22 protein-coding genes are annotated in these 22164 nt (G+C 68.7%); 8 read left to right on the top strand and 14 right to left on the bottom strand.

What is annotated here, in order from left to right; genetic code table 11:
• The first annotated feature begins 8 nt into the window (after positions 1-8).
• Positions 9-1199, top strand: a complete 1191-nt coding sequence (locus tag G3I17_RS42335; RefSeq protein ID WP_343238507.1) for a Maf family nucleotide pyrophosphatase — start codon at positions 9-11, stop codon at positions 1197-1199.
• Here G3I17_RS42335 and G3I17_RS33670 read toward each other — a convergent pair.
• A complete protein-coding gene (locus G3I17_RS33670) occupies positions 1192-1527 on the bottom strand; it encodes an MmcQ/YjbR family DNA-binding protein (protein ID WP_164602265.1) in 336 nt (111 codons plus the stop codon). The genes G3I17_RS42335 and G3I17_RS33670 overlap by 8 nt on opposite strands.
• A 56-nt stretch (positions 1528-1583) precedes the next feature.
• Positions 1584-3002, bottom strand: a complete 1419-nt coding sequence (locus G3I17_RS33665; RefSeq protein WP_164602263.1) for a DHA2 family efflux MFS transporter permease subunit — start codon at positions 3000-3002, stop codon at positions 1584-1586.
• Between the two features lie 93 nt (positions 3003-3095).
• Between G3I17_RS33665 and G3I17_RS33660 the strand changes: the two genes are divergently transcribed.
• A complete protein-coding gene (locus G3I17_RS33660) occupies positions 3096-3632 on the top strand; it encodes a TetR/AcrR family transcriptional regulator (RefSeq protein ID WP_164602261.1) in 537 nt (178 codons plus the stop codon).
• Here the strand turns inward: G3I17_RS33660 and G3I17_RS33655 are convergent.
• From G3I17_RS33655 to G3I17_RS33615, 9 genes are all read right to left on the bottom strand, one after another.
• A complete protein-coding gene (locus G3I17_RS33655) occupies positions 3612-4178 on the bottom strand; it encodes a hypothetical protein (protein ID WP_164602260.1) in 567 nt (188 codons plus the stop codon). The two genes, G3I17_RS33660 and G3I17_RS33655, sit on opposite strands and share 21 nt — an antisense overlap.
• Positions 4175-5434, bottom strand: a complete 1260-nt coding sequence (locus G3I17_RS33650; RefSeq protein WP_203591126.1) for a DUF58 domain-containing protein — start codon at positions 5432-5434, stop codon at positions 4175-4177. Before G3I17_RS33650 ends, G3I17_RS33655 begins: the two co-directional genes overlap by 4 nt.
• A gap of 52 nt (positions 5435-5486) precedes the next feature.
• Positions 5487-6464 carry a MoxR family ATPase gene (locus tag G3I17_RS33645; RefSeq protein ID WP_164602255.1) on the bottom strand — a complete coding sequence of 326 codons (978 nt, stop codon included), beginning with the start codon at positions 6462-6464 and terminating at the stop codon, positions 5487-5489.
• A gap of 8 nt (positions 6465-6472) precedes the next feature.
• The gene (locus G3I17_RS33640) at positions 6473-7006 is read right to left on the bottom strand and encodes a hypothetical protein (protein ID WP_164602253.1); all 534 of its coding nucleotides are present in this window, start codon (positions 7004-7006) and stop codon (positions 6473-6475) included.
• A complete protein-coding gene (locus G3I17_RS33635) occupies positions 7003-7752 on the bottom strand; it encodes a DUF4129 domain-containing protein (RefSeq protein WP_203591125.1) in 750 nt (249 codons plus the stop codon). The genes G3I17_RS33640 and G3I17_RS33635 overlap by 4 nt, the downstream gene beginning before the upstream one ends.
• Positions 7753-7777: 25 nt before the next feature.
• On the bottom strand, positions 7778-8986 hold the full coding sequence (locus G3I17_RS33630) for a GNAT family N-acetyltransferase (RefSeq protein ID WP_164602251.1): 1209 nt from the start codon (positions 8984-8986) through the stop codon (positions 7778-7780).
• 272 nt (positions 8987-9258) lie between these two features.
• Positions 9259-11019, bottom strand: coding sequence for a proprotein convertase P-domain-containing protein (locus G3I17_RS33625; protein WP_203591124.1), 1761 nt, complete (start codon positions 11017-11019; stop codon positions 9259-9261).
• A gap of 111 nt (positions 11020-11130) precedes the next feature.
• Positions 11131-12045: a hypothetical protein gene (locus tag G3I17_RS33620; protein ID WP_203591123.1), complete on the bottom strand. Its 915-nt coding sequence runs from the start codon at positions 12043-12045 to the stop codon at positions 11131-11133.
• A gap of 55 nt (positions 12046-12100) precedes the next feature.
• Positions 12101-12979: an AraC family transcriptional regulator gene (locus G3I17_RS33615; RefSeq protein ID WP_164602249.1), complete on the bottom strand. Its 879-nt coding sequence runs from the start codon at positions 12977-12979 to the stop codon at positions 12101-12103.
• Between the two features lie 114 nt (positions 12980-13093).
• On the opposite strand from G3I17_RS33615, the gene G3I17_RS33610 reads away from it, so the two are divergent.
• Positions 13094-14092: an aldo/keto reductase gene (locus G3I17_RS33610; protein ID WP_164602247.1), complete on the top strand. Its 999-nt coding sequence runs from the start codon at positions 13094-13096 to the stop codon at positions 14090-14092.
• Here G3I17_RS33610 and G3I17_RS33605 read toward each other — a convergent pair.
• Entirely contained in the window at positions 14070-14858 is a 789-nt protein-coding gene (locus G3I17_RS33605; protein ID WP_164602245.1) for a MerR family transcriptional regulator, read from the bottom strand. The genes G3I17_RS33610 and G3I17_RS33605 overlap by 23 nt on opposite strands.
• A 71-nt stretch (positions 14859-14929) precedes the next feature.
• Between G3I17_RS33605 and G3I17_RS33600 the strand changes: the two genes are divergently transcribed.
• The 5 genes from G3I17_RS33600 (at position 14930) to G3I17_RS33580 (ending at position 19653) form a co-directional block, all read left to right on the top strand.
• On the top strand, positions 14930-15664 hold the full coding sequence (locus G3I17_RS33600; RefSeq protein ID WP_203591122.1) for an ATP-binding cassette domain-containing protein: 735 nt from the start codon (positions 14930-14932) through the stop codon (positions 15662-15664).
• Positions 15661-16443 (top strand): ABC-2 family transporter protein, encoded by a 783-nt coding sequence (locus G3I17_RS33595; RefSeq protein WP_164602241.1) that lies wholly within the window; start codon positions 15661-15663, stop codon positions 16441-16443. The genes G3I17_RS33600 and G3I17_RS33595 overlap by 4 nt, the downstream gene beginning before the upstream one ends.
• Before the next feature lies 1 nt (position 16444).
• The gene (locus G3I17_RS33590) at positions 16445-17230 is read left to right on the top strand and encodes an ABC-2 family transporter protein (RefSeq protein ID WP_164602239.1); all 786 of its coding nucleotides are present in this window, start codon (positions 16445-16447) and stop codon (positions 17228-17230) included.
• Positions 17231-17269: 39 nt separating this feature from the next.
• Positions 17270-18424, top strand: coding sequence for a serine hydrolase domain-containing protein (locus G3I17_RS33585; protein ID WP_164602237.1), 1155 nt, complete (start codon positions 17270-17272; stop codon positions 18422-18424).
• A gap of 155 nt (positions 18425-18579) precedes the next feature.
• Positions 18580-19653 (top strand): GTP-binding protein, encoded by a 1074-nt coding sequence (locus tag G3I17_RS33580; protein WP_164602236.1) that lies wholly within the window; start codon positions 18580-18582, stop codon positions 19651-19653.
• 112 nt (positions 19654-19765) lie between these two features.
• On the opposite strand, the gene G3I17_RS33575 is transcribed toward G3I17_RS33580, so the two are convergent.
• Both G3I17_RS33575 and G3I17_RS33570 read right to left on the bottom strand, forming a co-directional pair.
• Positions 19766-20530 (bottom strand): aldolase/citrate lyase family protein, encoded by a 765-nt coding sequence (locus G3I17_RS33575; RefSeq protein WP_164602234.1) that lies wholly within the window; start codon positions 20528-20530, stop codon positions 19766-19768.
• 67 nt (positions 20531-20597) lie between these two features.
• Entirely contained in the window at positions 20598-22127 is a 1530-nt protein-coding gene (locus G3I17_RS33570) for an acyl-CoA carboxylase subunit beta (protein WP_164602232.1), read from the bottom strand.
• Between the last annotated feature and the right edge of the window lie 37 nt (positions 22128-22164).

Here is a 22164-nt window from a genome sequence, read left to right as displayed (position 1 = left end):
GCGCCCCGGTGAGATTTGTGCTTGCCTCGCAGTCGCCCGCTCGGCTGAAGACCCTGCGCAACGCGGGAGTCGAGCCCGAGGTGATCGTCTCCGGCGTCGACGAGGACAACGTCACCGCGGAGAGCCCCGGCGAGCTGGCCCGTGCGCTCGCGACCCTGAAGGCGCGCGCGGTCGTCTCCACGCTGACCGACCACGCGACCGTGCTCGGCTGCGACTCGGTGCTGGAGATCGACGGCGTCGCCTACGGCAAACCCGGTACGCCGGAGGTCGCCCGCGAGCGGCTGCGGATGATGAGCGGCGGCACCGGCATCCTGCATACCGGCCATTGCCTGTTCGACACCAGGACCCGGCAGGAGCTCCGCGAGCTCGCCTCGACAACTGTGCGCTTCGCCGACCTCACCGACGCCGAGATCGACGCGTATGTCGCGACCGGCGAGCCGTTGGTCGTCGCGGGCTCGTTCACCGTCGACGGTCTCGGCGGCCCGTTCGTGGCCGGCATCGAGGGCGATTACCACAACGTCGTCGGCATCTCGTTGCCCTTGGTCCGCCGGATGCTCGCCGAGGTCGGCATCGCCTGGCCCTCGCTGTGGGCCGTGCCGCGCAAGCTCCGGTACGACGAAGCCGAGGCCGCCCGGTACGACGAGACCCGAGGTGGTACCGAGCGCGCCCAGGCAGCGGCCGAGGCGGTCATGGAGTTGCTGCCCAAGGGCGGCCGGGTGCTCGAACTCGCCGTCGGCACCGGCCTGGTCGCCGCCGAACTGGTTGCCCACGGCAACTTGATGCACGGCCTCGACCTGTCCCCTGCGATGCTCCACCACGCTCGCGTCCGCCTTCCCGGCCACGTCGCTGCCGCCGATGCGACCCGCCTCCCGATCGCCGACCGCCGCTGCGACGCAGTACTGGCCATCTGGCTCCTGCATCTACTCGACGACAGCACCCAGGTCCTGGCCGAGGCCTCCCGGGTACTACGCCCCGACGGCGTCTTCATCACCACCACCGAGAAGCCAGAGTCCTCCCGCTACGCCGCCGGCCGCACCCCGAACGAGCACCGATCCGAGGACGCCCTCCCCCTCCTGGTCGCCCGCGCCGCGCAGTACGGCCTCTACCTGGACGGCGCCACAACCTTCCCCGGCCCGGCCCGCGGCAACACCGCAGTGCCGATCTACCCCCTGATCAGATTCCGCCGTTCAGCTAGCTGAGCTCGGCGGTCAGGCTTTCCGGCGCGGCTTGGTGCCAGGAGTCCAGGAGGATGTCGTGGAGTTCGTCGGCGTCTTCCAGGGCTGCCAGGCGGGCGCGGACCCAGCTGGAGCCGGCCTCGTGGTTGGGGACCCAGAACTTGTCCGGTTCGGCGGCGATGAGTTCGGAGCGTTCCAGCTGGGGGCAGCGGACGGCGAAGGAGGTCTGGTCGTCGGGGATGGTGAGGAACATCCGGCCGGCGACGTCGAAGGTCGGATGGCGCCAGCGTTCCTTCTCCACCACTTGCGGGAGGGACAGGGCGATCCGGCGTACGTCATCTGCGTCGAGCACATCCAAACAGTAATGGCCGGGACCGGCAGTGCGGTCCCGGCCATCAATAACGACGGTCAGCGGCGGCGGCCCGGGAGGAGCAGGGCCAGTACTGCGCCCACGGCCACGACCGCGGCGCCGACCCAGACCGCGGGTACCAGGCCGTCGACGTACTCCGTGGGGCTGGCGTACGACCCGGCGGAGGCGAAGACCGAGGCCAGGACTGCGACGCCCATCGCGACGCCGACCTCGCGGATCGTGTTGTTGGTGCCCGACGCGACCCCCCGGTCGGCGTCTGAGAAGCTCGCCATCACGATGCTCGCCGAAGGGGCGAAGGTGAGGCCCATCCCGATCCCGGCGAGCACGAAAGGAACGACGAACGAGCCGTAGGTGACCTCGATGCTGGTGACGAGCGCGATCCAGGCCAGCGCGGTGGCCAGGAAGACCTGTCCGGTCGCGATCAGCACGCGCGGCCCGACCCGGTCGACGACGAGGCCGGCCAGCGGCGCGACCACCATCGGCGCCATCGTCCAGGGCAGCGTGCGCAGCCCCGACTCCAGCGGCGTGTAGCCCTGGACGACCTGGAAGAACTGCGCCAGCAGGAAGACCGCCCCGAAGACGCCGACGGAGAAGGTGAAGGCGGTCGCGTTGACGACGCTGAAGGCTCTGCTACGGAACAACCGCAGCGGCAGCATCGGCGCGGGCGCCCGGTGCTCCCAGACCAGGAAGGCCACCAGCAACGCGCCGCCACCGATCAGCGCGGTCAGGATCCTGGCCGAGGACCAACCGTCATCGGCACCGTGCACCACACCCCAGACGATGGCGAACACGCTGCTCGCGGACAGCACCAGGCCGAGCAGGTCGAGCTTCTGCCGGCGCCCGCGGGATTCGGTCAGCACGCGAGCCGCCAGCGGGAGTGCGATCAGCCCGATCGGCACGTTCAGCCAGAAGATCCACTTCCAGTTGATGCCGTCGACGACCACTCCACCGACGACCGGGCCGACCGCGACACCGAGGCCGGAGATACCGCCCCAGATACCGATCGCCGCGCTGCGCTGACGAGCCGGTACCGCGGCCGCGAGCAGCGTCAGCGACAACGGCATCACCGCCGCCGCACCGACCCCCTGGATCGCCCGGGCCCCGATCAGCATCCACGACTCGGTGGCCAGCGCGCAGGCCGCCGAGGCGAGCGTGAAGAGCGCGATGCCGGCCAGGAAGATCCGCCGCCGGCCGAGCCGGTCACCGATCGCCGAGGCGGTCAGCAGCAGCGCCGCGAAGGACAGCGTGTAGGCGTTGATGAACCACTGCAGGTCGGTCAGCGAGGCGCCGAGTTCGGTCTTGATCACCGGTAGCGCGTTCGTCACCACCAGGTTGTCCAGCGTCACCATGAACATCGGGATGCCCACCACGGCGAGCACGGTGGCCAGGGAGCGCCGTACGGCGGGCTCGTCGACCGCCGGCGGCGGCGCGGCGGGTTCGAGGGCGGTCGAGGTCATGTCCTGCTCCCTTGTTGTTATTGACTGATAACTTCGTCTCCCACAAGGTATGCATCGACTGATAACATGTCAAGTGACCGAGGAGAGGGTGTCATGACGAAGACCAGGCTGACCGCGGCGGAGCGCAGCGAAGAGGTCCTGCAAGCGGCCGTGGTGGCGTTCGGCGCCAACGGGTACGCAGGCACGAAGACCGACGAGATCGCGCGCCTGGCGGGAGTCTCGCAGCCCTACGTGATCCGGCTGTTCGGCACCAAGCAGCAGCTCTTCCTGGCCACCACCAACCGGGTCTGCGACCGGATCGAGGAGTCGTTCCGCCGGGCCGCCGACCGGGAGCCCACGCTGCACAGCCTGGCCGACGCCTACGAGGAGCTGATCCCCGAGCGAGAGCTGCTGGTCGTCCTGCTGCACGGCTTCTCCGCCAGCGCGGACCCCGCCATCGGCGACACCGTCCGGGCCCGCTTCGGCAGCATCCACCACCTGATCGGCGAGCTGACCGGCGCCACCCCGCCGGAGGTGACCCACTTCCTGGCCACCGGCATGTTGCTGACCGTGATGGCTGCGATGCAGGTGACCGGCCGGAACCCGATCACCTCCGAGTGGGCCACCGAACTACTCACCAGCCTGAGCTGAGTTCCCCCCGATCGGCTGCCCGGAGGCGAACCAGACCGCCGCCGTCGCGGCCGCCAGCGCCGCCACCGTCACGAACAACGACCCCGGTACGTCGGCGCCGCGCACCAGCCCGGCGGCCACCGCGACGACCGGCGCGAGCAAGGCCGCGAGCGTTGCCGGCAGCAACCATTTCCGCATCGCCTGCCGGCCGACGACAGCATACGACGGGATCTGCCCGGCGAACGCGGAGGCCAGATGCACTACCAGCAAGGCGATCCCGGTGAGCACCACCGCATACGTCAGGTCGCTGGGTGCCCGCATCAACCATCCGCCGCAGACCACGATCAAGAACATTAACGCGGCCAGGGAGTCCGGCAACAACACGCACGCGACCAGCAGGAACGACCCGGCGACCGGGATCGCGTCCATCTGGTCCCACGGCTGCAACCCGGGCAGTACGAGTGCTACCAGGCCGGCCACCGCGATCGCCGACCGCGCGGCCCAGGTCGCCGAGCCCGTCGCCTGGAGTTGCACCAGCCATTGGCTGATCCTCTCCGCGCCGCTCATGACCGCATCCTCGGCGCCGAGGCGACCCGCGCCGCGTCCCGCAGTACCTCGTCCAGCGTCCCGGCTCCACGCCAACCGACAGTCGGTACGCCGAGGTCGCCCAGCCGGTCGAGCTCCGCGCGGCGCTCGAGCAGCCGGAGCCGCCAGGCCAGCGGCCAGCTCTTCGCGTCGTGCTGTTCGAGATCGATCACGTCGGCCACGTCCGGCGGCAGTGTGTCGACGGCGATCACCGTGCAGCCCGAGTGGACCAGCGTGACGATGTAGCCGAGCATCTCCTTGCGCAGCAACGGGCTCAGCACGATCACCAAGCTGTCCGAGCGGATCCGGTGGCGCTGGGCGAGCTGCTTCTCATCCTGCTGACGGCCCTTGCGATCCGCGTGCACCAGTACGTCGAGGATCCGGCGCAGGTGGGCCCGGCCGCTACCGGCTCGCACGCCGCCGACCGTAGTACCGGTGTCGATCAGGCGGACCCGGTCGCCGTGTCGCAGGTAGTGCTCTGCGATGGAGGCGGCTGCGCGGACTGCTGTGTCCAGGCTGCTCGACCGGCCGTCGATGCCTTCACTGATGCCGACCTCGGCGCCCGTGTCGAGCAGGATGACGACCTCGGTGTCGCGGTCGGACCAGGTCGACGTGACGTGCAGCTCGCGCGTACGAGCCGACACCTTCCAGTTGATCCGGCGCAGCCTGTCGCCGGTACGGAACGGCCTGACCCCTGCCAGCTCAGTGCCCTCACCGGGCCGCCTGGAGCGGTGCAGGCCAACCAGGCCGGCAGGACGCGGTACTGCGTCGACTGCCTCGAACCCGTCGCGCAGTGGCAAGGTACTGACGGCCTGAGCGCCGGCAGGCGCCACCTCCACCCGGTAGGCGCCCAGGACGGACGTGGCGATCACATTCGGGTGCTCCAGTTGCCGCAGGCCCCAACGCTCAGAGCGCAGGCCCACCTCGACAGACACCGCGCCCTGCGCCGCAGGCTCGGCTATGGCGGCCTGCGGCGGGTCGTAGCGGAACCAGGGCGTCCGGACCAGGGCCATGACGACCAGGTCGACGTCCGGATCCAGCCCCTCGGCCACCTTTAGGCGATACGTCGTCGCCTGTCCTTCGAACAGCACGTCGGCGTCCAGCTCGGTCTCGAGCTTCGGCTCCTGATGCGGACGGAAGTAGCGTCCCCACGCGGCCACGAACGCCAGCGGCAGGCCGAGCACCGCCATGTCCGGCCGGCGACCCAGCACAGCGACCAGCAGCAGGATGGCCGCCACAGAGACCGCCCTGACCTGCGCGTGCGTCGGCTGCCAACTCACTGCTGCCCACTCACTGCCGGGCGCCCGCAACAGTCGGCGGCGCAGGCACCGAACCGAGCACAGTACGGACGACAGTGGCACCAGTCACCTCATGCAGCCACAGCTCGGGCCGCACGGTGATCCGGTGAGCCAGCGCAGGGATGGCCACTGCCTTCACATCCTCCGGTACGACGTAGTCGCGCCCCTGGATGACGGCGTACGAGCGAGCGGCGAGCAGCAGAGCGAGCGAGCCACGCGGTGAGGCTCCGACAAGCACCTGGGAGTCGCGACGGGTGGCAGAAGCGAGCTCTACGCAGTACCGGCCGACGGTCTCGTCGACTGTGACGGTCTCGATCGCCTGTTGCGCAGCGAGCAGCCCCACCGCATCCGTGACCGGCTCGACCTTCTGGTCCTCGGAGCGGCGACTCATCCGGCGCTGCAGGACCTCCCACTCCTCGGCGGCAGTCGGGTAGCCGAAGCCGATCCGGAGCATGAAGCGGTCGAGCTGCGCCTCGGGAAGCGGGTAGGTGCCCTCGTACTCGACCGGGTTCGCCGTCGCGAGCACGTGGAACGGTACGGGCAGTGGGAAGGTCTCCCCCTCCACTGTGACCTGGTGCTCCTGCATGGACTCCAGCAGCGCGGCCTGGGTCTTCGGTGGCGTCCGGTTGATCTCGTCGGCCAGCAGCAGGCCGGTGAAGATCGGGCCAGGCCGGAACACGAACTGCGAGTCCCGCTGGTCGTAGACGAAGGCACCGGTGACGTCGGAGGGCAGCAGGTCCGGGGTGAACTGGACCCGGCGGAACTCCAGCCCGAGCGCCTGCGCGAACGACCGGGCGGCCAGCGTCTTGGCCAGGCCCGGGTAGTCCTCCAGCAGGACGTGCCCGCCGGCCAGGATCCCGGCCAGCACCAGCTCGAGCGCGTCGCCCTTGCCGACCACCGCCTCGCCGACCCGGTCCAGCACCTTCCGGCTCAATGCCGACACCTCACCGAGGCTCAGCTCATCAGTCACGGGGTTCCTCACAACTTCTCGATGGTCTGGACTGCCGATTCGATCTCCGCGAACGTCGCGGTCCGTGCCTCGGTGCCGCTGATCAGGCTCCAGAGCTGGTCACCGGCGACCTCGCGGGCGCGCTCGGGCTCCAGCTCCGGGTCGATGCCGTGCCGGTGCACCAGCCGGTCGACGGTGAGCTCGAGCAGCAGCGGGCGGATCCGGCGGATGAAGGTCATCGACCCCTCGCCGGCCCTCCGCTCCCGGTCGGACTCCTGCACCCAGGTCGCGAGGAACTGGGTCCGGTTGTCGCTGTTGCGGCCGCGCCGGGCCGTCAGCTTCTCGTCGTACCGGGCCGGCCAGGAAGACTCCAGCACCTCCGGCGCGAGCAATCGCAGCGCGAGCGAGCCGAAGCCGATCGCCAGGCCCATCGCGACGAACCACAGCGGCCGCGGCTGAGTGCCGGCGAGCCCGAAGGCCGCGACCAGTACCAGGCTGCCAACCACAGCGACCAGCAAATGCTGCACCAGCAGCCTGTTGAACGACCCCAGTCGCTGCTTCATGGTGCGGGCACCTCGGAGTCCTGCACCGACTCGACGGGGGTACGCCGGGCGATCGCCGCCGCTAGCTCGTCCCGTAGCCGGACGAGGGTCGCCCGGGCCTGCGTACGGGCCGCTTCGCTCGAGCCGTGGGTCGAGTACCGCGCCTCGCGGTAGAGCTGCGCCAACCGGAGCAACTCGGGTTCGGAGACGCCACCGACTCCGAGCACCCGGACAGTGAACTCGGCCGGCGTCTCGGAGGCCTGCCGCTCCACCCCGGCCGAGGCAGCCGCGCCTTCGAGCGCCACCCAACAGGCGATCACGCCGTCGCTCGCAGTACCGGAGTCGACTGCGGCCAGGCCTGACTCGACCGCTTCGGCGAGCCGGTCGACCTTCACCCGCTCCCACTCGGCATCGTCGCGCTCACGGGTCGGCAGCTCGACCTTGTTGAGCATCCGGTAGAGCGCGCGGATCAGGAACAGCACGATGAGCGCCATGACGGTGTAGAAGACGGCCTGCCCGACGACCTGGATCCAGGCCGGCGTCTCGACCTGCTTGATCTCACGCTTGGGCGGCGGTGTCGGCGCCGTCGGCGCGGCCTCGGCGCCAGGCGTGATGGTCGGGAGCTCCCGCGGTGACGCCGACGCGGTGCTCTCGCTGTACGGCCGGACGCTGCCGCCCGCGGAAGCCAGCACGACCAACGCGATCGCCGCCACCCCCAGCATCAGGACGACAACCACCGCCAACGCGCTCCGACGGCTTGGCTGCATCCCGGAAGACTAGCTCGCGGCTGGATCAGAACCCGGTGTCGAGCCAGGGGACTCTGGCCGACAGGAATGCCCTCGATGTCAGGGCGAGTGCCCCTTCGGTCCGCTCCTCTACGAGGCCTGCTGCTCCGAGCAGTCCGAGTGACGGGCGGCCGAGGTAGACGGTGGCCAACTCGCGTACGCCGAGCACGAGGTCCGGCGTACGGTCGGTCTTCTCGCAGGTCGCGCCGTCTGGGCCTCCGGTCAGGTGCCAGGAGCCGGCGTTCCAGGGGAGGAAGTCGTCCTCGATGCCCAGGACGACATCGAGGTCTTCTGCGTAGGTCCTTGCGGTGAGCGCCTTCTGGACATCGACCAGGCGGGCCCACAGTCCGTCGAGCGTCGTCGCGTTCGCTGCGCGCGGGTCGACGAGGAGATAGAGCAGCGGGTCGTCGGACGGGAGTTGCTCGTATGTCGTCTGGCTCAGCAGGTCCGGATCCAGCAGGAACTGCCAGAGCGCTGCGTGCGCGGCCAGGTCGCTCGAGTGCACCCGGACGACGTCGACGAAACCCTTGTCGGTCCGCCGGGTGCGGTAGTGCGCGTAGCCGACCAGTTCGTCATCGCGCTCGGCCAGCACGCAGCGCAGCGGCGAGGCCCCCTGCAGGCTGGTCGTCACGTTGTCGTGCGTCACGTAGTACTGGAAGTTCTCGCTGTGCTGGAACATCCCTGGCCGGGTCAGCGCCTCGGCGTTGTGGAACGCAGTCGTCTGCTGGAGGGACTCCTGCGGATCGGCGAACCGCACCTGGACGTCCTCGACCCCGGCGACCTTGCGCAGCTCGCGGGAGGACTTCTTGATGGTGACCTCCTGATGATCGGAGGCCAGGCCATAACCGAACCGCCCGTAGATGACCGGCTCACTCGCGGTCAGCACGGCCAACGGCTCCCCCGCCTCGTACAGGTCGGTCAGTTGCCGCCGCATCAGGTCCCGCAGGATCCCCCGCCGCCGATGCGTCGACACGACCCCGACCATCGTCACCCCACCCGCCGCCGCCTGCCCACCAGGCACGGTCAGCTCGAATGAGAAGGCCCCCGTATGCCCGACCAACTGCTTCCCGGCCGTGGCGACGACACTGCGCTCCCGCTCCCACACCTTGTGCTCAGTCTCCAACTGAGCCTCACTCCAAGGCGCCGAGAACGCCAGCTCAATCATCCCCCGCAACTCATCCCACTCGCCGCCATACGTCCCGATCTCAATCGTCATACCCCTTCCCTACCAGACCCCCACCCCCACCCCACCCGCTGGCAGTTTCCTCCCCGCGCACCTCCCCCATCGCCCGCTCCCCGGCGCCGTCTCAGGGGTTAACCCCTCAGACGGCGGGTTGCCCCCTCAGCACCGGGTAGGGCAACCAGCCATCTCGGGGGTTAACCCCTCAGACGTCGCCGGGTGGGGCGATGGAGGAGGCGCGTTGGGGGGTACGGGAAAGGCGCCGGCCGGCTGTCCCCATGCCGGCCGGCGCTCCACCTAGGAGGTGATCAGAGGGTGATCGACCAGTTGGTGAGGTTTCCGGTGTCGCCGGGGCCGTTGTCCCCGATCCGGAGGTTCCAGGTGCCGGCGGCGTTCTCAGCGCCGGTCGGCGTCACGGTGTAGGTCTTGCTGGCCGGCAGCGGGTGGCAGGTCGTGCCACCGGTGCGCTGCAGGTAGTACCAGCGGCCGCTTGGGGAGACCACGGAGATGTTCAGGTCCTCCAAGCAGGTGTGGTTGCCTTCCACGGTGACCTTGAACGGGCTCGCGGCCTTGCCAGTCGCGGTCGAACGGATCGGGCTGATGGCGGTCTGGAAGTCGCGGATCGGGAAGTCGGCGCCGTTGGCAAACGTCCGGCCACCGCTCGGTCCACCCGGCTGGGTCCGTGTGGTCACGGCCGGGCTCACCTTCGACTTGTTGCCTGCGGCATCCTTCGCCTGGACGGTGAAGGAGTAGCTGGTGTCCGCGGTCAGACCAGAGACCGTGGCCGTCGTACCGGCGACGCTCGTGGCCAGGGTGCCGCCGTTGTAGACGTCGTACCCGATCACAGCGATGTTGTCGGTGGAGGCGTCCCAGGCCAGCGAGACACTGTCGGACGTCGTACCGGTGGAACGCGGGTTGCCCGGCGTGGTCGGCGCCTCGTCGTCGTCCGGGTCAATGATGCCAGTCAGCAGGGTGAGGTTCCACTTGGTGAGCGCCTCTTTGATCGGCTGGAAGATCGAGTTGCCGGCGTCGCCCGAGACGCAACTGCTGTTGCCGCCCGAGTGCAGGCCGACAGCCTCGCTGCCGCGCAGCCAGGCGCCGCCGGAGTCGCCGCCTTCGGAGCAGGCATTGGTCGTGCTCAGCCCGTCGACAGTCACGTTGCCGTAGTTGATCGACTGGTTGACCGCCGTGACGGTTCCGCACTCCCACTTCGGCGCGGTGTTGCCGGAGTGGCAGACCGCGTCACCGACGATCGCCTCGGCCGAGCCGGTCACCGTGACGGCCGGCGATCCCCAGGTGTTGACGTTCGGGGAGATCGTCCAGCCGCTCTCGGTGACGGCCACCACGCCCATGTCGCCTTCGCGGGCGTTGATGCTGCGACTGCCGCCGACGTTCGACGTACCGAGCTTGTTGACCTGGTTGATCGCGCCGTACGCCGCCTGGTTGGCGTCGTTCGTACAGTGCCCGGCGGTGATGAAGTGCTTGTTGCCCTGGGCATCAGTCGCGGGGAACGCGACGGAACAGTACGTCTCGCCGCCCGGCCACCAGGGGTCACCCGGGTGGACTTCGCCGGCCTGCTGCTCGAAGGTCGTGCTGACCTGGACGACCTGGACGCCGTCACCGAGTCCGCTCAGCGCGCCGTACGCACCGTGCGCCTTCACCACGACCTTGTTGCTGACCGGGTCGATCCCCCAGCTCTGCAAGCCCTTCGCACGGTCAGCCGTGGCGATCTTGTCCACCTTGGCGAACAGTGCATCGAGGTCCGCCTGGCTGCGGCTGACCAGCTTCGGAGTGGCCCCGGCCTGCTTGACCTTGGCCGCCTCCTGCGCGGTCGTCACCGCGACATTCAACTTGCCGTCGGCGATCCACCGGCCGGCCTGCGCCGGGGAGGGGGACAACTTGCCGGACAGTTGGTGCAGCACGGCTTGCTGCTGCAGAACGGCTTGCGGGCCTGCCGCGGACTGCTGCTGGTCCGCGCTGGCCGGGCCGCCGACGGTGACCAGTGCCGCGATCGCCGTCAGCACCGCGGCTCCGCCGACGGTTGCGACCGATTTTCTGCGCATTTTCATCAGTGGTTCTCCTTGAATTCTCCGGGGGAGGTTGGGCCGACCCTAGGGACGAATTCAAGCCACTGATATCCGCTGCACACTTTTCACAGTTAAGGCTATAGCCTTAACACTTCACTTTACTTGATTCGGCCAGCTCCAGCGGAACCCGTACCGCCCGGGCCCGAAATTCAGCGCCACGCCATGGACCGACTCCCGCGGCTCGATCCGGACACCGGCCTCGTCCGCGTCGTCCAGCTGGGAATAGCGCACGCAGTCGATCGGCAACGCGGCCGGATCGAAACTGACCTCCAGCACGAACTCCCGGACCGGCAACCGGAATTTCCGCTCGTAGTTCGTGGCCGGTGGATAAGGCGCGGAATTCACCAGCTCGTGTTCGGTGATCACCGTCTCGCCTTTGCGCAACGGGCGATCGAACAGCAATTCGGCGACGAGCAACCCGTCCGCGGGACGAAGTACCTTGCGACCCAGCCGGCAATGCCGCAACGGCCGGATCTCGGGCAACGCGCGATCGTGCTCGTCGAGATGCATGATCACCACCCAGCGATCGGGCCCGTCCGCCTCCGCGCGCAGTACCTGGCGAGAGTGATAGGACCGCTCACCGCCCTCGGGACCGACGAACACGCGATCGTGCTGACTGATCCTGGTCAGCCGCTCGTCCCATTTGATGTCGACCCCGCTGACCGCGTCCTCGACCGCATCCGGCCGAGCCCAGTACGCGGCCACTTCCGGCGGTACCGGCACGGTGCTCAACCAGCGCCCCCGCCGCCGCGGCGGCCCCAGCGACTCCACCAACGTCCCGGCCGGAACCTCCAGCACACTCTCCAGCAACTGAACCGCCGCCAGCGAATCCCGTCGCTCCGGCCGCGAGCGCCCCGACTGCCAATAACTCAGCGTCGCCAGGCTCACCGAAACGCCCTGCCCCCGCAGCCGATCCCGAATCCGCTCGAGCCCCAAACCACGAGCCCTGATGGCCCCGCGAAGAACCCGCGCGAACTCACTATCCGCCTGCTCCACCAGCTCCGGCATAGTCCGCACACTAGTTACCATCCCCAACCCACGGAACCCTCCAGGCCCTTAACTGTTAACTGCGGAGTTGGGCGGCGTCCTGGCTGGGTGCAGTGCCGAATTGGCGGCGGTACTCGCGGGAGAACTGGGAAGGACTGTCGTAGCCGACCGCAAAACTGATCCGGGTGACGTCGTTGGGCTGGGTGGCCAGCAGGAGCCGGGCCTCCTGGAGGCGGATCTGTTTCTGGAACTGGATCGGGCTCATCGCTGTGACCGCGTGGAAGTTGCGGTGGAAAGCGGAGACGCTCAAACCGCTCGTACTGGCGAGATCCTGGACCTTGAACGACTCCCGGTAGTGGTCGCGGATCCACCTGACCGCCCGGGAGACCTGGTTGAGGCTGCTGTCGGCGAGACCGAGCTGGCGGACGATCGCGCCCTGCTCGCCGGTGATGAGGCGCCAGAGGATCTCCCGCTTGACCAACGGCAGCAGTACTTCGCGGTCGCGCGGATGATCCAGCAACCGCAGCAGCCGTACTACGGCGTCCAGCAACTCGTCAGGCGCTTCGGACACGGCGAGCCCCGGCAAGGGGCCCTTCGTGCAAGGCGGCAGATCCGCCAACCCCGCCCGCAGCAACAACTCGGCGATCTCGGCCGGCTCCAACTGCAATCCGAAGCTCAGCGCCGGCTCATCCGGGCTGGCCACGGTGAACCGGCCGGTGATCGGCATGTCCACCGAGCAGATCAGGAACTGGCCGGCCTGGTAGTCGAACACCTTGTCGCCCAGCGCCAGCGTCTTGCGCCCCTGCGCCATCACCGCGAGCACGGTCCCGGTCATCGACGCCGTCGGCGGGGTCGGGTGGTCCGAGTGCGAGATCATCACACCGTCGATCTCCGAACCCCAGTCCGCCCGCGCGTGCCGCGCCATCAGCGCACGCAACTCATCCAGTCGGGCCATGCCTCCGATTGAAACACCCCTTCGCACCCCGAGTCTCACCAGAAGCAGAATCAGGCAAGGATGCGCGACCATCGTTCTAACGGTCGGCCGCCCGCCGATGGTCGGATTGAAGACATGAGCACACTTCGCAAACTTCAGCTCGGCACCGACGGCCCGGTCGTCAGCGCCCAGGGATTCGGCGCCATGGGCATCAGCGTCGCCTACGGCGATACGGACCTGACCGAGGCCCGGGCGACGCTCGAGCACGCCTTCGAGCTCGGCGTCACCCTCTTCGACACCGCCGACGCCTACGGATTCGGCGACAACGAACGCTTCCTCGCCCCGTTCTTCGCAGCGCATCGCGACGAGCTGGTGATCGCCACCAAGTTCGGGCTTCGCCGCCTGGAGGACGGAACGCTGGACATCCGCAACGACCCCGACTACGTCCGTACCTCCGCGGACGCCAGCCTGCAACGGCTCGGCGTCGACGAGATCGACCTGTACTACATGCATCGCCGCGATCCCGAAGTACCGCTCGAGGACATGGTCGGTGCGATGGCCGAGCTCGTTGCCGCGGGCAAGGTCAAGCACCTCGGCCTGAGCGAGGTCACCGGCGACGAGCTCGCCGCCGCCCACGCGATCCACCCGATCGCGGCCGTCCAGTCCGAGTGGTCGCTGTTCAGCCGCGACATCGAGAACCAGGTCGTACCGACCGCCGCCCGGCTAGGCATCGCGATGGTGCCCTACTCGCCGCTCGGCCGCGGCCTGCTGACCGGCGTCAACCAGGTGGACCCGAACGCCGCCAACGACGTCCGCAACACGATGGCCCGCTTCCAGGGCGCCAACGGCGAGGCCAACCAGGCACTGCTCGAGCCGCTACGGAAGATCGCCGCGGTCCGCAACACCACGGTGGCGCAGGTCGCGCTCGCCTGGGTGCACCAGCGCACGGCGGTCTGGCAGACCTCCGTCGTACCGATCCCCGGCACTCGTAGCCGCACCCGCGTCGAGGAGAACCTCAAGGCCCTCGACCTCACCCTCGACGACTCCGAGCTCGCAGTACTGGAGCCGATCGCCGCCGAGGTCACCGGCGCCCGCTGGCACGATCCGTCCTTCATCTCGTCCGGCCGCGAGTAGCCCCGCTCGCCAGATAACCGTGTAGTGCGGCCGTCGCGGCGATGCAATCCCAGGACGTGCGATTCAGCGTCTCGAGCCGCCCTTCGAGCGCACGCCGGATCTGGTCGGGGCGGCCGACGGCAAGCTCATCGAGTACTTCGCGGATCGCGTCGAAGCGATAGTCGACGTCCCTGAGCAACGCGACGACGTTGAGCCGCCCCAACTGTTCCGCGTCATACAGGCGATACCCGGTCGACGCCTGCCGCAGTGGTTGCAACAACCCTTCCCGCTCCCAAAACCGCACGGCGGATGCCCGTACGCCGACGGTCCGCGCCGCCTCCTGGATCTGCACGAACGGCCGGTCGCGGGCCGGCTTGGCCTCAGCCGGGCGGCGTAGTACGGCCTCAGTGGTCTCCAGCGCGACCATGATCCGGGCGCGTTGCCCATCGAGCGCCGTATGCCGGGCGTTGACCAGGGCGAACACCTGAAGCCTGTCAGCGGAGTGCACGGCCCGCATCACGTCGAGCGCGTTCTGCCAGCCATAGCCCGCGATCAGGATCCTCGCGACGCGCAGCGCCTCGACGTGGTCGGGCGTGTAGCGGCGATAGCCGTTCTCGCCCCGCTCGGCCGGCGGGAGGAAGCCCACCCGCTCGTACGTCCGGATCTGGGTGACCCCCAAACCGGCCATCCGGGCCAGGTCGACGGGCCTCAGGTAGTCCTGCTGCTTGAACCGCCAACGCAGGGTTTCATCCCCCTCGAGAGCATCCTCCTGCGTGATCTCCTCCATAACCCTTCATCTTGCATCAACCTCCTAGTTTGAGGTGCATGAGACCAGCTGTATCTGTCAAAGGCCTGGGTATGACCTACCGAGCCCCCGTCCGCGAGGCAGGACTCCGAGCCGCCCTGCGCTCCGTCGTCCACCGGCAGTACCGGCACATCGAGGCCGTGAGCGAGTTGTCCTTCGACCTCCAGGCCGGTGAGGTCGTCGGCTTCATCGGGCCCAACGGAGCAGGCAAGACCACCACGATGAAGATCCTGTCCGGCATCCTGCACCCGACCGTCGGCGAGGCTCGCGTGCTCGGCCACGTCCCCTGGCGCCGGCAGCACGAATACCTCAAGCAGATCGCGCTGGTCCGCGGCAGCCAACCCATCGGCGGCCCGGCCGAGCTCACCGTCATGGACTCCCTGCGCTACCAACAGCTCCTGTACGAGGTACCGAAACCCGAGTTCCGCGCCAACCTCGACGAGCTGGTCGAGCTGCTCGACCTCAGCTCCTTGCTCGACCGGCAGGTCCGCGCATTGAGCCTGGGCGAACGGATGCGCGCCGGACTCGCCATCACCCTGGTGTACCGGCCAAAAGTGCTCTTCCTGGACGAGCCGACGATCGGCCTCGACGTCACGGCGTCGGCCTCGCTCCGCCGATTCATCGCCGAGTACGCCGTCCAGAGCGGCGCGACCGTCCTGCTGACCAGCCACTACCTGGCCGATGTGGAAGCCTTGTGCCGGCGAGTGATCCTGATCGAGCACAGCCGCGTCCGCTACGACGGCGACTTCGCGTCACTCGACTACTTCGACCGGGACGGGAACCGGTGACCGCGGTCGCACAGGCGGACCGGATCATCCGCCTCCTCGGACTGGGCATCTGGCGTAGCTCAGTGCAGTGGTGGAGCCTGCGCTCCTTCGTGATCACGCTCGTGGTCGGGCAGGCGGTCACCCCGCTGCTCGGCCTCCTCGTCTGGTCATCAGCGTTGCCCGGCGACTCCGGAATCACCTCGTACTACGTAGTCCTGCTCGCCGTGCAACTACTCACCGTCTCGTACGAGCACCACACGCTGGCCAACGACATCTACGGCGGCGAGTTCGCGGCCGAGTTGGTGAAGCCGCGGCCGGTCGTGATCGACCTACTCGCGACCAACCTCGCCATCAGACTCTGGCACCTGCTGTTCGGACTCCCCCTGATCCTGATCGTCGGGCTCCTCGCGGACGTGCACCTGACGGCCACGGACCTTCTCCTGGCAATCCCAGCCATCCTGCTCGCGGCCGCGATTCGCTTCGCCTTCACGTACACGCTCGCGCTGTCGGCCATCTGGACCCAGCGAGCGCACGGCGCCGTGGGCATGGGCGAGACGCTGATCTTCCTGCTCGGCGGTACGGCCGCGCCGCTGACCTTCCTGCCAGAGCCGCTGCAGGAGGTCGGCCGACTCCTCCCCTTCTGGTCGATGCTCGGCGCCCCGGCCGAGATTGCCGCCGGCAACCTCTCGAGCGTCTCGGCCACGTACGGCGTACAGGTCGCTTGGCTGGTCGTTCTGACTGCGCTGGCGACGCTCGTCTGGCGATTGGGTGTCCGTCGTTTCACTGCTGTCGGAGGTTGAGATGCTCAAGACCGTCAAACTCTTCGGGACGCTGTTCTCGCTGTCCGTCCGGCGCAGCGTGACGTTCCGCGCCGACCTGCTCTTCGAGCTCGTGGTGACCATCGTCGCGGCGGCGGCCTCGCTGGCCGCGCTGGGTGTCGTCTACACCCGGACGGACTCGCTCGGCGGCTGGTCCGCAGGCGAGGCGATCGCCCTGCTCGGCACTTTCCAGACCATCAACGGACTCCGGGCAGCCTTGGTCGAACCGAATCTCCAGTGGTTCGGCGAGCAGATCAAGAACGGCCGCTTCGACGCGCTGCTGCTCCAGCCCGCACCGACGATCCTGCTGGCCAGCCTCGGTACCTCCGCACCGCTCGCCCTGATCCAGGTCGCCCTCGGCCTCGGGATAGTCGTCTTCGGCCTCACCCACGCCGCGATCGCCATCACACTGGTGGGAACGCTGGCCTGGTTGGCCCTGTTGCTCGCGGCCACGGTCACGATGTGGGCGACCCGGGTGCTCTTCGCCTCCGTCGTCTTCTGGGCTCTCGGCCTCAGCTTCGACGTTGTCTACGAGGCGATCTGGCAGTTCGCCCGGTATCCGGTCCAGGTGTATGGGGCCCCGCTGCAGCTGATCTTCACGTACGTCTTCCCGGTCGCCCTGATCGCAACCGTGCCCGTCGACGTGCTGGCGCGCGGAGGCGGGCTGGTCGCAGTACCGGTTGCTCTCGGCGTCGCCGGCGCTGCCTGCGCGGTGACCGGATTGGCTTGGCGAGCGGGCCTCCGCCGCTACACGAGCGCGACCAGCTAGCCAGGCGAAAGTGTCCGGAGCCTCGGCTACCTTGGCACCATGACGCCTGATCAGCAGTTGGTTCTCAGCAAGGCGATGGCCGGGTTCGTCGCGTCCGGTGCGTTGCCCGGTGCCGTGATGGCGATCAGCTCCACGGCGGGCGACTGGGTCGAGGCGGTCGGGCGCACCGGACCGGATGGCGGGCCTTTGCGGCCGGACGCGGTCGTCCGGATCAGCTCGATGACCAAGCCGATCACAGCCGCCCTCACGCACCAACTTGCCGCGGACGGCGTGCTGGCGCTGACCGATCCGATTACCCGTTGGCTTCCCGAGCTCGCCGATCGCCGGGTGGTCCGTCGGCTGGACGGTCCGGTCGACGACACCGTTCCGGCCGAGCAGGAGATCACGGTCGAGGATCTGCTGACCATGCGGCTCGGGTTCGGGTTCGCCTTCGAGGTGGACTCCTGCCCGGTCGCCGAGCTTGCCGTCGCCCGCGGTCTCGGAATGGGTCCGCCCTTGCCGTCGGGGGTGCGGCACACCCCAGACGAGTGGATCGAGCAGTTCGCCACTCTCCCGCTGATGGAGCAACCCGGTCGTCATTGGCGGTACGAGCTCGCGTACCCGGTCCTCGGGGTCCTGCTCGCGCGTGCCGCCGCGATGCCGCTGCCCAGGTTGATGGCTGAGCGCCTGCTCCAACCGCTGGGTATGACCGACACGGGTTTCGCAGTACCGGAGCACGCGCGCGACCGGCTGATCCCGTGCTTCATGAGCGGTGACGACGGGCCGGTCCTGTTCGACGGTACTGACGACAGCGACTGGCTGGCGCCGCCGGTGTTCCCCCACGCGGCTGGCGGCCTGGTGTCGACGGCAACGGACTATCTGCGGTTCGGGCGGCTGCTGCTGGATGGCGGCGCGGGGCTGCTCACCGAGGAAGCCATCGCCGAGTTGAGCACTGACCAGCTGACTGAGGAGCAACGCAACGGCCCGTCTGCGGCGATCTTCCTCGACGGCGAGGGCTGGGGGCACGGCGTACAGGTCCGCCTCGACCCTGGCCTCCCGCGTCGCTACGGCTGGGGAGGCGGGCTGGGCACGACTTGGTACAACTTCCCCGACCACGGCGTGACCGCCGTCCTGCTGACGCAGCACCTGCCGCCGCTGGCCGAGCCGATCCTGCACTTCTGGCGCACGCTCGACGAGCTGCTCGGGGCCGCCTGACGACGCGCGGAAGGCGAGCGAGAGTGTCCGCCGGGGCGCACTATGGATTTAGAGCAACTAATCCCCGGCACTGCGCGGAAATCTCCCGGTCCGGACGAAGAAGTGGTGCACCCCCAGCTCTTTACTGATGAAAACGGTTTTCATATAGTGGGGGTATGGCCGCCCCTCGGAAGACCCCGTTGACCCTGCTGACCGGACTCTCGACGACGCTTCGGGAGCCCGTACTGGACGCCATGGTCGACGCCACCACAGTGGCCGTCGTGGTGGATCAGGACGAGCTCCTCGGTCGTGGAGTGCTGACCTGGAGGGTGTTCGACCAGAGCGGTCAGATCGACGCGGGCGAGTTCGGCGCCGACGACGACTGCGGCGCCTGCCAGCTGATCGAGTCGCTCCTGCCACTCCTGGAGACGCTGGTCGCGCGCAGGCACTGGCAACACGTAGTACTGGCCGCTCCGCCGGCGATGGAGGCGCGGTCACTCGCGAGTGCTCTGGTCGCGACGATGCCCGAAGTCCGGGTCGACACGGTGACCTGTGTGGTCGACGCCGTGCTCTTGGTCGAGCAGTTGTCCGGCGACGAGTTGCTGGCCGAGCGTGGGCTCGCGCTCGGGCTTCCCGACCGGCGAAACGTGGCTGAGCTGACCGCACGGCAGATCGAGTACGCGGATGTCTGCGTGCTCGCGAACGCGCATCGCGGCAAGGCGCCGGAGCGGCTGCACCACCTGCTCCAGCACCTGAACCCGCGGACCATGGTCGTCAACGCCGACCCCAGCGGCGTACCGGTCGCGGCGGTCGCGCGGCTCGGGTTTTTCGACTTCAAGGCGGCGGAGGCGTGGGCCGGCGAACTGGCGGCCGACTCCCGGCTGCAACCAAGTGGCGATGGAGTCACCACGGTCCTCTGGCGCTCAAGTCGCCCGCTACACCCCGCGCGCCTCAACGAAGCTCTGGAAGACATCGTCGACGGCGTCGTCCGCAGCCGGGGCATCGTCTGGCTGGCCAACCGACCGACCCAGCGAGTGCGCTGGGAGTCAGCCGGCTACAGCGCCTCCCTCGGCACACTCGGCGAGTGGTCAGAGACCGAACACCTAGCCGAGTGCACAGTCGTCGCAACCGGCGTCGGCCTGGACCCCGCCCGCCTGCAAACAATCCTGGACAACTGCCTACTCACCGAATCCGAACTAGCCACCCTCGACTGGCAGTCCCTAGACGACCCCTTCGCCGGAGTCCTCTGAGCACCCCGGACCGCCACCACACACCAACCTTGCGTTGGCCGACCGGCGCACGCTCAGCTCGCCCACTGGATACACCAGATTCGCGCATTGGTGTGTGCTGCAGCCCCGGCCATCAGGCGCGCGCCGCCGCCAAATGGGCAGCGGCTGCTGCTTGGAGGTGGTCCAGGTCGGAGGAGACTGAGGCGAAGGTGAAGCCTTCGCTCAGCAAGCGGCGTGCCTCGGCGCCGCTGTGCGTGTGCATGCCCGCGGCAACTCCCGCCGCGGCCGCAGTGCGGGCGATCAACGCCACCGCGGCGTCGAACGTCTCGGCAACGTCCGGATCCCCCGGATACTTGCCACCGATCGCCAGCCGCAGGTCAGACGGCCCGATGTAGATCCCGTCCAGCCCGGGCGTCGCGCAGATCCCGGCGACGTTCTCCAGCCCCTGCCGAGTCTCGATCATCGCCAGTACGACGGTCGCCGCGTCGGCCTCGGCGGGAACCGGGCCGATCCGCAACCCCGACCGCGCCGGCCCGTACGACCGTACGCCGACCGGTGGATAGCGCGCCGCCCGCACAGCCCGCAACGCATCCTCGGCCGTGTCGATCAGCGGCACGATCACCCCCGCCGCCCCGGCGTCCAGCGCTCGCCCGATCGGCGTCTCGTTGTTCGCCTCGACGCGCACCAGCCCCGCAGTACCGTTGCCTGCGGCATCGATCGCCATCAGCCCGTCCAGCAACCCCCGCTGGTCGATCAGCCCGTGCTGACCGTCCAGTACCACGTAGTCGTACCCGGTCAGCGCGATCCGCTCGGTCGCCGCGGGCGCGTCCAGCATCACCCAGTACCCGAGAGTGGCCTCGCGGCTGCGGAGCCGATCGGCAAAATCCTTCGAAGTCATTTGCCCACTGGATCACATCGCCCGCCCCCGGACCGAACAGCGCGTCCAGAGTTCGGGCAGCCGGCGGTTATACCGGCGGTACTCCGTGCCGCTTGGTGCTGAAGTGACGGTTCTTCGTCTGGGCCGCGGCGAGCCGGGCGATCAGGTCGTCGCGCAGGTTCTCCGGCTCGACGATCGCGTCGATCACCAGATCGGCGGCGAGCCGGAGGATGTCGATATCGGTCTCGTACTCCTCGCGGAGCTTGGAGACGTACTCGACCCGCTCGACCTCGTCGGCGATCTCCTGGATCTTGTTGTAATAGACCGCGTTGATCGCGGCCTCCGGACCCATCACGGCGATCTTGGCCGTCGGCAACGCGATACACGCGTCGGGCGAGAAGCCCGGCCCGCACATCGCGTAGAGCCCCGCGCCATAAGCCTTCCGGACGATCACCGACACCGTCGGAACGGTCGCCTCCGACACCGCGGTGATCATCTTCGCGCCATGCCGGATGATGCCGGCCCGCTCGACCTCCGAGCCGATCATGAAGCCCGGTACGTCGCACAGATAGATCAGCGGCACGTTGAACGCGTCGCACAACCAGATGAACCGGGCGGCCTTGTCCGCCGAGTCGACGAACAGCACGCCACCCTTGACGGCCGGCTGGTTCGCGACGAAGCCGACCACCTGACCGGCCAGCAGCGCGAACCCGACGACCAGCTCGGGCGCGTACGCGGGCTTGATCTCGAAGAAGGTGTCCGCGTCCGAGATCGCGTCGATCACGTCGTGGATGTCGAACCCGACGCTCTCCTCGACCGGCACCAGATCCCTGGTGAAATCGCGGCCGGCCGGCGAGGCGTCGTACGACGGCGGCTGGGCCTGCCACGATCCGGGCAGGTAGGAGAAGTACTGCTTGGCCAGCTCGATCGCCTCGGCGTCGTCGCTGGCGAGCAGGTCGCCGCAACCGGAGACGCTGGTGTGCATCCGGGCGCCGCCCATCTCCTCCAGCGTCACCTTCTCGCCGACCACCATCTCGGCCATCCGCGGCGATCCGAGGTACATCGAGGCGTTGCCGTCGACCATGATCACCAGGTCGCAGAAGGCCGGGATGTACGCGCCACCCGCGGCCGACGGGCCGAACAGGCAGCAGATCTGCGGCACCTTGCCGGACAGCGCGACCTGGTTGTGGAAGATCCGGCCCGCGCCACGTCGGCCGGGGAAGAGGTCGACCTGGTCGGTGATCCGGGCGCCGGCGGAGTCGATCAGCCAGAAGATCGGCAGCTCGTCACGCAACGCGACCTCGGTGATCCGGACGATCTTCTCGACCGTGCGGGCCCCCCACGAGCCGGCCTTGACGGTCGGGTCGTTCGCGACCAGCAGCGCGGGCCGGCCGTCGACCAGCGCACGGCCGGTGACGACACCGTCCGCGGGCAGGCCGGGGTTGAGCGCGTTGGCGAGCTGGGCGTCCTCGACGAAGCTGCCCTCGTCGATGAGCAGCGCGATCCGGTCCCGGACGTACAGCTTGTTCTGTTTCTCGAGTTTCGCGGCCGCCTTCTCGGGCGGTGCCAGCGTCGCCTCGCGCGCGACCTTGAACTCGGTCCAGTGATCCCTGCTCATAACGCCCTTTCTACCTTGCTTACGTCCGAAGAAGCGG

Source organism: Streptomyces sp. SID13031 (genome assembly GCF_010548305.1).
Classification (GTDB): Bacteria; Actinomycetota; Actinomycetes; order Propionibacteriales; family Kribbellaceae; genus Kribbella.
The sequence above is the reverse complement of the archived record's forward strand: the minus strand, read 5'-3'. Positions and strand labels throughout refer to the sequence as shown.

Bases quoted from the DNA above. Each gene is read 5' to 3' on its own strand.
- G3I17_RS33630 (WP_164602251.1), bottom strand. From the start codon at position 8,986: ATGACGATTGAGATCGGGACGTATGGCGGCGAGTGGGATGAGTTGCGG.
- G3I17_RS33610 (WP_164602247.1), top strand. From the start codon at position 13,094: ATGAGCACACTTCGCAAACTTCAGCTCGGCACCGACGGCCCGGTCGTC.
- G3I17_RS33635 (WP_203591125.1), bottom strand. From the start codon at position 7,752: ATGCAGCCAAGCCGTCGGAGCGCGTTGGCGGTGGTTGTCGTCCTGATG.
- G3I17_RS33590 (WP_164602239.1), top strand. From the start codon at position 16,445: ATGCTCAAGACCGTCAAACTCTTCGGGACGCTGTTCTCGCTGTCCGTC.
- G3I17_RS33625 (WP_203591124.1), bottom strand. From the start codon at position 11,019: ATGAAAATGCGCAGAAAATCGGTCGCAACCGTCGGCGGAGCCGCGGTG.
- G3I17_RS33655 (WP_164602260.1), bottom strand. From the start codon at position 4,178: ATGAGCGGCGCGGAGAGGATCAGCCAATGGCTGGTGCAACTCCAGGCG.
- G3I17_RS33605 (WP_164602245.1), bottom strand. From the start codon at position 14,858: ATGGAGGAGATCACGCAGGAGGATGCTCTCGAGGGGGATGAAACCCTG.
- G3I17_RS33660 (WP_164602261.1), top strand. From the start codon at position 3,096: ATGACGAAGACCAGGCTGACCGCGGCGGAGCGCAGCGAAGAGGTCCTG.
- G3I17_RS33640 (WP_164602253.1), bottom strand. From the start codon at position 7,006: ATGAAGCAGCGACTGGGGTCGTTCAACAGGCTGCTGGTGCAGCATTTG.
- G3I17_RS33600 (WP_203591122.1), top strand. From the start codon at position 14,930: ATGACCTACCGAGCCCCCGTCCGCGAGGCAGGACTCCGAGCCGCCCTG.
- G3I17_RS33615 (WP_164602249.1), bottom strand. From the start codon at position 12,979: ATGGCCCGACTGGATGAGTTGCGTGCGCTGATGGCGCGGCACGCGCGG.
- G3I17_RS33570 (WP_164602232.1), bottom strand. From the start codon at position 22,127: ATGAGCAGGGATCACTGGACCGAGTTCAAGGTCGCGCGCGAGGCGACG.
- G3I17_RS33585 (WP_164602237.1), top strand. From the start codon at position 17,270: ATGACGCCTGATCAGCAGTTGGTTCTCAGCAAGGCGATGGCCGGGTTC.
- G3I17_RS33620 (WP_203591123.1), bottom strand. From the start codon at position 12,045: ATGCCGGAGCTGGTGGAGCAGGCGGATAGTGAGTTCGCGCGGGTTCTT.
- G3I17_RS33580 (WP_164602236.1), top strand. From the start codon at position 18,580: ATGGCCGCCCCTCGGAAGACCCCGTTGACCCTGCTGACCGGACTCTCG.
- G3I17_RS33665 (WP_164602263.1), bottom strand. From the start codon at position 3,002: ATGACCTCGACCGCCCTCGAACCCGCCGCGCCGCCGCCGGCGGTCGAC.
- G3I17_RS33575 (WP_164602234.1), bottom strand. From the start codon at position 20,530: ATGACTTCGAAGGATTTTGCCGATCGGCTCCGCAGCCGCGAGGCCACT.